Raw genomic sequence first — 10,882 nt, 5'->3', positions numbered from 1 at the left:
ATGCCGTCCTTGTTCCGCTTGCGCCGCGATTGCGCGCATTGCCTGCCATGACTGCCCTCCTCGAACTCGCGCACACGCAGCACTACCCGGACGCTGCCCTCTACGTGGTCGCCACGCCGATCGGCAAGACCACGCGGTCGAACAGTTCGGTCAGGTGGCTGGTGTTGAACTGGAACGCCGCGCCGCCCGGTTTGGATCGCGCCGCATGCGAAAAGTTGTCGCCGGCGCGCACCAATCCGCGCCCGGCGCCCGGCCGGGCCGGCGCCGCGTGGCACAATGCCGTCCTTGTTCCGCTTGCGCCGCGATTGCGCGCATTGCCTGCCATGACTGCCCTCCTCGAACTCGCGCACACGCAGCACTACCCGGACGCTGCCCTCTACGTGGTCGCCACGCCGATCGGCAACACCGCCGACATCACGCTGCGCGCGCTGCACGTACTCGGCCTCGCCGACCGCATCGCGGCCGAAGACACCCGCAACACAGGCCAGCTGCTCGCCCGCTACGGGATCTCGAAACCGCTCGTCGCCGTGCACGAGCACAACGAACGCGAAGCCGCGCAACGCGTGATCGAACTGCTGCGCGGCGGCGAGCGCGTGGCCTACGTATCGGACGCCGGCACGCCCGGCATCTCGGACCCCGGCGCGCGGCTCGTCGACGCGGTGCGCGCCGCGGGCTTCGCGGTGATCCCGCTGCCGGGTGCGAGCGCGGCCGTGACCGCGCTGAGCGTGGCCGGCGGCTGGGCCGGCGCGTTCACGTTCGCGGGCTTCCTGCCGCCGAAGCCGAAGCAGCGCGCGACCGCGCTGCAGGCGCTGGTATCGCACCCGTATGCGCTGGTGTTCTACGAAGCCCCGCACCGGATCGCCGAAACCGTCGCCGCACTCGCCGACGCATTCGGCCCCGCGCGCCGGCTGCTGATCGCGCGCGAGCTCACCAAGCTACACGAGCAGTTGTTCGAGGGCACCCTGGCCGAAGGACAGACCTGGCTCGCCGGCGATGCGAACCGGCAGCGCGGCGAGTTCGTGCTGGTGGTCGAAGGCGCACCGGCGACGAGCGGCGAAGCCGACGACACCGCGCACGACGCGCTGCTCAAGCTGCTGCTGGAAGAGGTGCCGGTGAAGAGCGCGGCCAAGCTCGCGGCCGCGCTGACGGGCGCGTCGCGCAACGCGCTGTATGCGCGTGCGCTGGTGCTGAAGGACGAAAGCTGACGCGCGAGGCGGCCGGCACCGGGAAGCCGGCGCCGGCATCGCGCCGCGCAGGAAAGACAAAGGGCTGCCCGCGGGCAGCCCTTTTGCATGAGCGGTCGAGCCGCTGCGTTACTTCGCCGAGACCGACGCGAACATTTCGTCGCGTGCCTCGCGCGCTTCCTGCGGCGACAGCCCTTCGATCTTCACGCGTCCCGTGCCGGCGTGCACGAGGCCGATCATCTTGGCGGCCGCATACGACAGGTCGAGCACGCGGCCGCGCTTGAACGGCCCGCGATCGTTGACCTTCACGACGACCCACTTGCCGGTCGACGCGTTCGTCACCCTGATGTAGGACGACAGCGGCAGCGTGCGGTGTGCGGCGGTGAGCGCGTTCATGTTGAAGCGCTCGCCGTTCGCGGTGCGGCGGCCGTGGAAATCCCGCCCGTACCACGATGCGCGGCCCGTCTGGCGGAAATCCGACACATCCTTGCCGTCGATCGGCTCGGCGTCCGCCAGCGACGACTTCTTCGCGTCCTTGCTGTCGGCAGCCGGCATCGATGCCAGCGCGGAATCAAAATTCAGCTGCTTGTCGCTATCCGCCTTCGCGGCGGCGGCCGTCTTGTCGACGGCGTTCTTCTGGTTCGCGCTACCGGTGGTCTGGCTGGGTGGCACCGCGCAGCCCGTCAGCGCAAAAAACAATGCAATGGTCCCGAATCGACTCGGAAAACGTAAATTCATCGACGTGTCGCCTTCTGGTTCGGGCCGCGCCTTCATCACGCCGATTCACGGCGCAGATATGCGGCCCGGACGGCAAATGCGTGCACGCCCCGCTCGGATACGAGCAGGCGGCTAGCATGGGCGCGGCTTTCGTCTAGGCCGCAACCGTCCTGATTAGCTTTCACGTCTGGCGCAACCTGTCCCCAACAGCCTGACCAGACCCCACATGCCGCCATCGAACATGGCTTCACGTTCGCGCGCGTCGAAACGACCGACTCACAGGAACGGCGGCACAGGCCCCATCCGGCGGCGCGGCAGCAGGGCCGCAGGCGGGCGCGCAGCACCCGGCCGGACAAGACGTGAGCACCGAATATTCGGTGCTGGATACACCGCCGGACTCCCCGGCGGCTGATGCTTGACGGTGCCTCCGACGCCCCTTTTTCAACGGGGCCGAAACACCAGCGAATTGCGTGAAATTCACGTGCAATGGGGCGCATTATACATAAACCAAAAGGTTGTCTCGAAAAGCGCCCGTCGGGGACCATTGATTCTCACTATGGCGGTAACAATCGACATGCTCCGGGAATGCCCGGAGGCGTGCACCGCGACGCGCGCCGCGCGACCGGCAGGCGGCACGCGCGACCGGTACAATCGCTCCTTTTAGCCGCCGGTGCCTCCATGAAAGTCACGCTCATTCCGGTCACGCCGTTCCAGCAGAACTGCTCGCTGCTCGTCTGCGAAAAAACGGGCCGCGCCGCCGTCGTCGATCCGGGCGGCGATCTCGACCGGATCGAACAGGAAGTCGCGCGGCAGAACGTGCAGGTCGAGAAGGTGCTGCTCACGCACGGGCACATCGATCACTGCGCGGGCGCGAAGACGCTCGCGACGCATTACGGCGTGCCGATCGAGGGGCCGCAAGAAGAAGAGCGCTTCTGGATCGAGAAGCTGCCGATGCAGAGCGAACGCTTCGGCTTTCCTGCCGCCGAAACCTTCGAGCCGGATCGCTGGCTGAACGATGGCGACACCGTGCAGTTCGGCGACGAAACGCTCGAGGTCTATCACTGCCCGGGCCACACGCCCGGCCACGTCGTGTTCTTCAGCCGCGCGCATCGCGTCGCGATCGTCGGCGACGTGCTGTTCGCGGGCTCGATCGGCCGTACCGATTTCCCGCGCGGCAATCACGAGGATCTCGTCCGGTCGATCAAGGAGAAGCTGTGGCCGCTCGGCGACGACGTGACGTTCGTGCCGGGCCACGGCCCGGTGTCGACGTTCGGCGACGAGCGCCGCACCAACCCGTTCGTGTCCGACAAGGTATTCGGATGAACCAGACCGCCATCCCGGAAATCTACGTCAGCACCGACGTCGAGGCCGACGGCCCGATTCCCGGCCCGCACTCGATGCTGAGCTTCGCGTCGGCCGCCTATACCGAGGACAAGCAACTGATCGCAACGTTCTCGGCCAATCTCGAAACGCTGCCGGGCGCGCAGGCGCACCCGGTACAGGAAGCGTGGTGGAAGACCGAGCCCGAAGCATGGGCCGCGTGCCGGAAGGATCTGCAGGCGCCCGAAGCGGCGCTGCTCGCGTACGTCGACTGGGTCGAGGCGCTGCCCGGCAAGCCGGTGTTCGTCGCGATGCCGGCGGGCTTCGATTTCACGTTCATGTTCTGGTACATGATGCGCTTCGCGGGCCGCTGCCCGTTCTCGTGGTCGGCGCTCGACATCAAGACGCTCGCGTTCGCGATGACGGGCCTGCCGTACCGCAAGGCGATCAAGCCGCGCTTTCCGAAGCACTGGTTCGACGACCATCCGCACACGCACGTCGCGCTCGACGACGCGATCGAGCAAGGCGCGCTGTTCTGCAACATGCTGGCCGACCTGCGCCGCCAGCAGGCCGCGCTCGCGGGCCTCGCGGTGTCGGACACCGACCGGTCGGAAAACGCAGGCGCGGGACAAAATCCCACGGATCCGCGAGCAAGTTAGCGAATCTTGCTCAACAACGCGACGCCAGATTGCCTTTCCTTTCCCGGCCCTCTAACATTCAGCGTGTTGTAGCTGCCGCATGGAGGCGCAGGTGACGCTCGATTCCTTTTCGCAAAAAATCCTTCGCCTGTTGCAGCTCGACGCGCGCCGTTCGGTCCAGGAAATCTCGGACCAGGTCGGCCTGTCGAGCACGCCGTGCTGGCGCCGCATCAAGGACATGGAACAGTCGGGCGTGATCCAGCGCTACACGGCGCTGCTCGATCGCGAGAAGCTCGGCCTGCACGTCTGCGCGCTCGCGCACGTGCACCTGACCCGCCACAACGAAGGCGGCGTCGAGCAGTTCGAGCGCGAGATCTCGACCTGCCCGGAAGTCACCGAGTGCTACAGCACGACCGGCGAGGCCGATTACATCCTCAAGATCGTCGCGCCGGACATCAAGGCCTACGACGTGTTCCTGCACGAACGCATCTTCAAGATCCCCGCCGTGTCGCAGGTGCGCACGAGCGTCGTGCTGCGCGAGATCAAGTTCGACACGCAACTGCCGCTGTAACGCGCCGGCACGCGCTGGCGGCCGTTCATCCCGCGCGCCCGCGGCGGGTCACGCCTGCGCGGGCATCGTGCGCGTAAAGCCGATCCTGCGCGCGCCGAACTCGCGCTTCAGCGCGTCGGCGTCGAGCCGGCCAGCCAGCGCCGCATCTGTCTCGCGCGGATCGCAGGCAAGCGTCACGTCGATCTCGAGCCCCGTACTCAGGTAATGCAGGTTGATGGCCGCCGCGTGCAGCCCGCGCTGCGCGAGCGCGGCCTCGAGCCGTGCCACGATCTCGCCGCGCGGCGGCAGCGCGAGGGCCGGACGGCGCGCCGCGTCGTTCTCGGGATCGACGTGGATCAGCGCATCGAGCACGCGCGGATCGTTCAGCACGCGCGCACGCGCGGTCTCGGCGATGTAGTGCCCTTCGGAGACGGAGATTTTCGGATCGACGAGGATGTGCGCGTCGACGAGCGCGGCGTCGCCCATCTTGCGCGTGCGCAGGTCGTGCACGTCGCGCACGCCCGGCGTCGCCGCGAGCAGCGCGCGGATCTCGGCCGTATCGGTCGTGCCGAGCGCGCGGTCGGAGAGGTCCTGCAACGCGTCATAGCCGAACGTCCAGCCCATGCGCGCCACCATGAAGCCGACGATCGCCGCCGCGATCGGGTCGAGCAGCCGCACGCCGGCCAGGCTGCCGACGATGCCGATCGCGACGACGAGCGACGACGCGGCATCCGAACGCGCATGCCATGCGTTCGCGACGAGCATCGCCGAACGGACGCGCCGCGCTTCGCGCAGCATGTAGCGAAACAGCGCCTCTTTCGACACGAGCACCGTCAGCGCGACGATCAGCGCGGAAAAATGTACCGCCGGAATGTTTTCGAGATTAACGAGGCGGTCGCCGGCCCGCCACAGCATGCCGACGCCGACCAAAATCAGGATAGCGCCGAGAAACAGCGAGGCGACGGTCTCGTAGCGGCTGTGGCCGTAATTGTGGTCGGCATCCGGCGATGCGCCGCTATGCCGATTCGCAACCAGCACGACAAAATCCGAGATCAAATCGGAAATCGAATGCACCCCGTCAGCAATCAATGCCTGCGAATGGGCAATCACACCGACGACGATCTGAAATGTCGCAAGCACGACATTCAGCACAATACTGACGAACGTGCTCTTGCGTGCAACCGCGTGCTTATCTGCGCTCTGCGCGTCGCCGGAAAACGTGGACATGAAATATGAGATATCGGTGAGCGATACGCGATTCTATCAAGGGCGCGCCGCGAGCCCCGCCAATACCCACAAATTTCTTATTTAAATCAACCGCTTATGCGAACGGGTCGTATTTTCATTCACGCCCCATCATTACATTTTCATGACAACGCCATGTGCGCGGCGACCGCCGAAAACAAAAAAGCCGCGCTCCTTAACGGACACGCGGCTCTTTTGAAGAGCAGGCTATTTAAACGGATGTTTAAATCGCAAACTGTTCGCGGTTCTTGCCTGCGATCCAGCGCGGCGGCTTGCCGCGGCCCGACCACGTCGCGCCCGTTTCCGGATCGCGGTATTTCGCGGCAACGCCTGCGCGCGGACGGCCAACCTTACCTGCCTTCGCGCGGCTGAGACCGAGTTCGGCGAGCGAAAAGCCGTAGTCGGCAATTTTCTGCTTCACGTCATTCAGCACTTCAGCGTATTCACGCGACTTTGCTTCTTCGATTTGCTTCTCCAGCTTTTCCCGCTGGGCCAGCAGGTCCTTGTAAGAAGACATAGTTTCCCTTTCTATCTGACCAATGGCGCCGGTCTGCAGCCAGCTCACCATTCATGAAATATATGTGCCTCGGATTTTTGAAGGCAGAGATTAGCACAAAAAAGATTTGATAGAAGCGGGATTCATGAAAATCCCGAGATCAATTGGAATTCACACGTGTCATTTTGACCGGCCGCGGCCTTTTCTCAAATTTTTACGTTCCTACACAGAGATTAGGACATTAGCGATTGGCTATTAGGCCTATCAACATACGCAATTACCCTGCATTTGAAAAATAGAAGCTTTCATCGGACGAGAGTTTTACGAAAATCGGATGGCGCGCCTCGCTAAACGGGCTCGGCGCGGACCCGCCGGTATCCGCGACGTCACGTCACATCCCACGCGCACGCCATCAGCCGCTCGCGCCATTCGCCCGCATCGGCCAATGGCGTATCAAACGGCGTACGCACGCGGCGGCCGTCGTGTCGCCAGTCGGCGCCGTGGCGATCGACGCCGAGCAATTCGAGCCCGTCGCGGCGCGCCGCGTCGGCATCGTACGCGTCCCATAATGCCTGCTCCTCGTCGAACGCGAGCGGCGGCAGCGTATCGAGATGCGTGCCGTCGACCCAGCCCATGCGCCCGAACCCGCCGATATAGCGCAGCCGCTCGACGTCGAGTGCCCAGAACGTGAAATCGCCCAGCGCGAGATAGCGCGCGGCATCCGGCTCATAACGACAGTAGCGCGCGGTGACGTGCGGATCGTCGCCGAGCGGCACGAACCGGCCGAGCAGCGTCGCGCGCTCGGCGTTCAGCACGTCGCCGTCGGGCGCATCGACGACGAGGAAGCCCGCGCGCGGATCGGCGGCCAGATTGCGCGTGTGCTCCGCGAGGCCGCTCACGAGGATCACGGGACGATGGCTTGCATCGGGTGCAAACGGGACGACCGTCGGATACGGGAAACCTTGCGGATCGCGCGCATGGGTGGCGAGCGTGCCGAGCGCGCAGCGGTGCAGCAGATGCACGGCGAGGGCGGGATCGATGTTCAAGAGGACTCCTGCGGTCGAAGGGTGGCGCGCCGGGCACGCCATGCGCTCCGATGTTACCCGCGGGCGCGGCGCGCCGCGCATCGGTCGAACGGCCGAAGCAGTCGATGCGACCGAACGCGGGTCACCGGGACATCGCCGGATCATCGGCCGAACGGCCAACGCCCGGCAGGATCGTAAGCGGTTCGATAGAATCGGACAGATCCGACGGGCGCCGCGTGCGTCCGTGCATTTCCTTTGATGAGCATTATCGTGTCCGAATCCTCCTCCCCCCAATCGTCGTCCCCGTTCGCCGCGCCGCCCGACGCGCATCGCGTGCTGTCGCTGCCGGCCCGCCAGCGCGCACGCGCGGCATCGATGGCGCTGTTCTTCGTTGCCGGCATGATGTTCGCGTCGTGGGGCGTGCACGTGCCGACCGTGCGCGACAAGTTCGCGCTGAGCCCCGGGCTGCTGTCGATCGCGCTGTTCGCGGTCGCCGTCGGCTCGATCGCCGCGATGCTGACCATCGCGCGCTGGATCGCGCGTGTCGGCTCGCGCACCGCGTGCCTCGCGGGCGGGCTCGTGATGTCGGCCTGCGCGGCGCTGATCCTCGTCGTGCCCGACTACCCGTTGCTGCTCGCCGTGCTCGCGCTGTTCGGCTTCTCGATGGCGACGCTCGACGTCGCGATGAACGCCGAGGCCAGCGCGGTCGAAATTGCGATCGGCAGGCCGATCATGTCGTCGCTGCACGGCATGTTCAGCGTCGGCGGGATGGCCGGCGCGGCCGCCGGCGGCGCGCTGCTGTCGGCCGGCATGGCGCCGGCCGTGCATCTCGCGCTCGCGGCGGCGACCAGCGCGACGGTGCTCGTGGTCGCCAGCCCGGCCGTGCTCCCGCATGTGCCGCATCACGAACACACGCACGGCGGCGGCAACCGCTGGCGCTCGCCGGCGTTGTGGATGCTCGGCGGCATCGCGCTCGTCGCGCTGATCGCCGAAGGCGCGATGTACGACTGGGCGACGGTCTACATGCGCGACGTCGTCGTGGCGAGCCCCGCGCTCGCCAGCGCCGCCTATGCCGCGTTCTCGGGCGGGATGGCCGTCGCGCGCTTCGCGGGCGACGCCGTGCGCGCCCGCTTCGGCGCGCCGCAGCTCGTGTTCGCGAGCGCGTCGCTCGCCTGCGCGGGGATGATCGGCGCGCTGCTGCTGCCGTATTCGGCCACGGTGCTGACCGGCTTCACGCTGATGGGCCTCGGCCTCGCGAACATGATGCCGGTGCTGTTCGCGGCCGCCGCGCGCGTGAAAGGCATCCATGCGGCCGAAGGGCTCGCGCACGTGGCCGGGCTCGCGTATTTCGGCATGCTGTTCGGTCCGGTCGTGATCGGCGCCGTCGCGCAGGCCTCGAACCTGACGATCGGGCTGTCCGTCGTCGCGCTGTGCGCGGCGCTCGTCGCAGCCGTCGCGCCGAAGGTGCTCGCGCGGCTGAAGATCTGACGGGGCGCGGCACGCGCCGGCCCAAAAAGAAAGCGCGCATGCGTTGCCGCATGCGCGCTTTCACCCCTTCTGTTGACCGCCTGTATCGTTACATCTTCACTTCGTCGAGCAGCGACTTCTTGCCGCCCTTGTAGTTGTACAGCGAGATCACGCCGTGCTGCAGGTCGCCCTTCGAGTCGAAGGTCGTCGTGCCGATCACGCCCGAGTAGTTCGTCGCCGGCATCGCGGCGAGAATCTTCGCCGGATCCGTCGAGTTCGCGCGCTTCATCGCATCGACGATGATGTACACGGCGTCATACGTGAACGGTGCGTAGATCTGGATCGGCTGGCCGAAGCGCTTCTCGTACTTCGCCTTGAACGCCGCGCCGCCCGACATCTTCTCGAGCGAAGCACCGGCTTCCGAGCACACCACGTTGTCGGTCGCGTCGCCGGCCAGGTCGGCCAGCTTTTCCGTGCACACGCCGTCGCCCGCGAAGATCTTCGCGCGCAGGCCGAGCTGCTTCGCCTGCTTCGCGAACGGGCCGCCGGTGGCGTCCATGCCGCCGTACATGATCGCGTCCGGATTCTCGCCCTTGATCTTGGTCAGAATCGCGCGGAAGTCGACCGCCTTGTCGTTCGTCGCGTCGTGCGACATCACCTTCAGGCCGAGCGCCTTGGCCTTCTTCTCGAACTCGTTCGCGAGACCCTGGCCGTACGCGGTCGAATCGTCGACCACGGCCACGCTCTTGATACCCTTCGAGTGCGCGTAGTTCGCGAGTGCCGGGCCCTGCTGCGCATCGGTGGCCACCACGCGGTACGTGGTCTTGAAGCCTTGCTGCGTGTAGGCCGGGTTGGTCGCCGACGGCGAGATCTGCACGATGCCCGCATCGCTGTAGATCTTCGACGCCGGGATCGACGTGCCCGAGTTCAGGTGGCCGACCACCGCGACGACCTTGTCGTCGACGAGCTTCTGCGCAACCTGCGTGGCCTGCCGCGGGTCGGCCGCGTCATCCTGCGGGTCGAGTTGCAGCGTGATTTTCTGGCCGCCGACCGTGAGACCCTTGGCGTTGATCTCTTCAACCGCGAGACGTGCGCCGTTTTCGTTGTCCTTGCCCAGGTGTGCAATGCCGCCCGTCAAGGGCGCGACGTGGCCGATCTTGACGACTTGATCGGCCGCTGCGTTGCCCGCAGCTGCAGCGCACAGCATCGCGGCCGCGGTGATCGGCAACAGCTTTTGCATCTTGATATTCATGTAAGTCTCCAGTTTCGGTCCCAATAAACGCCATCGCCCGGTGCCCCGCTGCCATCCCTGTGTTTGCAATCACTGGACGATTCGCCGGTTGCATCGTTCATGCACTTGGCCTCAAGTACGTGAAAACCGCCGCTTTTAGCAGCCGCCCGTCCGTACTTGCGCGCAAGTGTAGGTGATCAAATTAATTTGTGGGACTTTTTTGGGGTAGTGGTAACACTACCGATATGCACGCTTTGGAATGACGCCTCGAATATCGCCGCGAGCCCCGCCGGATAAGGGTTTCCGCTAATTCCAGGCGACTTGCCGAAAGGTCGTTTTAAAACATTCCGGGGGCATTTCGATTCGGTATTTTGTGCCCGTGATCATTGAATGAAACGCGCGTGACAACGCGCGTTTCATCGTCCGATATGAACGATTCAGGCCGCCGCCGCACGCCATTCGGCATCGAGCGCGGCGACGAGCTGCGACGTCGTCAGCGCATCGCCGCGCCGCCGCGCAAGCGGCGCGCCCTGCCCGGCCCACAGCGACAGATAGTCGCCGTCGTTCGCGCGCGCGGCGGCCTGGCGCAGCGGCTGGGTCAGCGCGTTCTGCACCGGGTACGGCGCGGCGTCGGCCACGCGTTCGCCGAGCCGGGCCATCAGCGTGTTGCGCAGCCCGCGCGCGTGGCGGCCGGTGATCGCGCGCGTGACCTGCGTCGACGTGTCGGCGCTCGCGAGCAGGCGCGCCTTCCAGTCCGCCGCGATCGCGCTTTCCGTGCAGGTGAGAAACGCGGTGCCGAGTTGTGCGCCCTGCGCGCCGAGCGCAAGCGCGGCCGCGATCCCGCGGCCGTCCATGATGCCGCCCGCGGCGAGCACGGGCAGGCCGGTCGCATCGACCAGTTGCGGCACGAGCGCGAGCGTGCCGATCAGTGCATCGTCGGCGGCACCGATGAACGTGCCGCGATGGCCGCCCGCCTCGGCGCCCTGCGCGGACAGCGCATCGGGATCGG

11 protein-coding genes and 1 pseudogene are annotated in these 10,882 nt (G+C 66.2%); 5 read left to right on the top strand and 7 right to left on the bottom strand.

Translation table 11 applies throughout. The features are described 5' to 3' along the window. Positions 1 to 169: 169 nt before the first annotated feature. Positions 170 to 277: pseudogene (locus G3N96_RS35190) on the bottom strand (YraN family protein); the annotation flags it as partial. Between the two features lie 46 nt (positions 278 to 323). Between G3N96_RS35190 and rsmI the strand changes: the two are divergent. Beyond that, a complete protein-coding gene (gene rsmI, locus G3N96_RS35185) occupies positions 324 to 1,205 on the top strand; it encodes a 16S rRNA (cytidine(1402)-2'-O)-methyltransferase (protein WP_206140046.1) in 882 nt (293 codons plus the stop codon). Between the two features lie 108 nt (positions 1,206 to 1,313). Here the strand turns inward: rsmI and G3N96_RS35180 are convergent, their stop codons facing one another. After that, on the bottom strand, positions 1,314 to 1,922 hold the full coding sequence (locus G3N96_RS35180; RefSeq protein ID WP_124584471.1) for a septal ring lytic transglycosylase RlpA family protein: 609 nt from the start codon (positions 1,920 to 1,922) through the stop codon (positions 1,314 to 1,316). Between the two features lie 657 nt (positions 1,923 to 2,579). Here G3N96_RS35180 and G3N96_RS35175 point away from each other — a divergent pair. The 3 genes from G3N96_RS35175 (at position 2,580) to G3N96_RS35165 (ending at position 4,430) form a co-directional block, all read left to right on the top strand. Continuing rightward, positions 2,580 to 3,224 carry an MBL fold metallo-hydrolase gene (locus G3N96_RS35175; RefSeq protein ID WP_085041368.1) on the top strand — a complete coding sequence of 215 codons (645 nt, stop codon included), beginning with the start codon at positions 2,580 to 2,582 and terminating at the stop codon, positions 3,222 to 3,224. Then, the gene (locus G3N96_RS35170; RefSeq protein ID WP_124584467.1) at positions 3,221 to 3,880 is read left to right on the top strand and encodes an exonuclease; all 660 of its coding nucleotides are present in this window, start codon (positions 3,221 to 3,223) and stop codon (positions 3,878 to 3,880) included. Before G3N96_RS35175 ends, G3N96_RS35170 begins: the two co-directional genes overlap by 4 nt. 79 nt (positions 3,881 to 3,959) lie before the next feature. Next, positions 3,960 to 4,430 carry an Lrp/AsnC family transcriptional regulator gene (locus G3N96_RS35165; RefSeq protein ID WP_011882933.1) on the top strand — a complete coding sequence of 157 codons (471 nt, stop codon included), beginning with the start codon at positions 3,960 to 3,962 and terminating at the stop codon, positions 4,428 to 4,430. A gap of 48 nt (positions 4,431 to 4,478) precedes the next feature. On the opposite strand, the gene G3N96_RS35160 is transcribed toward G3N96_RS35165, so the two are convergent. The 3 genes from G3N96_RS35160 to G3N96_RS35150 form a co-directional block, all read right to left on the bottom strand. Next, positions 4,479 to 5,636, bottom strand: coding sequence for a cation diffusion facilitator family transporter (locus G3N96_RS35160; RefSeq protein ID WP_206140045.1), 1,158 nt, complete (start codon positions 5,634 to 5,636; stop codon positions 4,479 to 4,481). A gap of 241 nt (positions 5,637 to 5,877) precedes the next feature. After that, entirely contained in the window at positions 5,878 to 6,171 is a 294-nt protein-coding gene (locus tag G3N96_RS35155; RefSeq protein WP_006491875.1) for an H-NS histone family protein, read from the bottom strand. Positions 6,172 to 6,536: 365 nt separating this feature from the next. Then, on the bottom strand, positions 6,537 to 7,196 hold the full coding sequence (locus G3N96_RS35150; RefSeq protein WP_206140044.1) for a pyridoxamine 5'-phosphate oxidase family protein: 660 nt from the start codon (positions 7,194 to 7,196) through the stop codon (positions 6,537 to 6,539). 249 nt (positions 7,197 to 7,445) lie between these two features. On the opposite strand from G3N96_RS35150, the gene G3N96_RS35145 reads away from it, so the two are divergent. Further along, complete coding sequence (locus tag G3N96_RS35145; RefSeq protein ID WP_206140043.1) at positions 7,446 to 8,663, top strand: MFS transporter; 1,218 nt, start codon at positions 7,446 to 7,448, stop codon at positions 8,661 to 8,663. A gap of 88 nt (positions 8,664 to 8,751) precedes the next feature. On the opposite strand, the gene G3N96_RS35140 is transcribed toward G3N96_RS35145, so the two are convergent. Beyond that, entirely contained in the window at positions 8,752 to 9,894 is a 1,143-nt protein-coding gene (locus tag G3N96_RS35140) for a branched-chain amino acid ABC transporter substrate-binding protein (protein WP_046547437.1), read from the bottom strand. 416 nt (positions 9,895 to 10,310) lie between these two features. Then, the coding region (locus tag G3N96_RS35135) for a nitronate monooxygenase (protein ID WP_206140042.1) at positions 10,311 to 10,882 on the bottom strand (572 nt) is incomplete at its 5' end.

It is taken from the genome of Burkholderia sp. Se-20373 (assembly GCF_017104705.1).
Taxonomy (GTDB): domain Bacteria; phylum Pseudomonadota; class Gammaproteobacteria; order Burkholderiales; family Burkholderiaceae; genus Burkholderia.
This window is presented reverse-complemented; position numbering and strand designations above follow the sequence as displayed.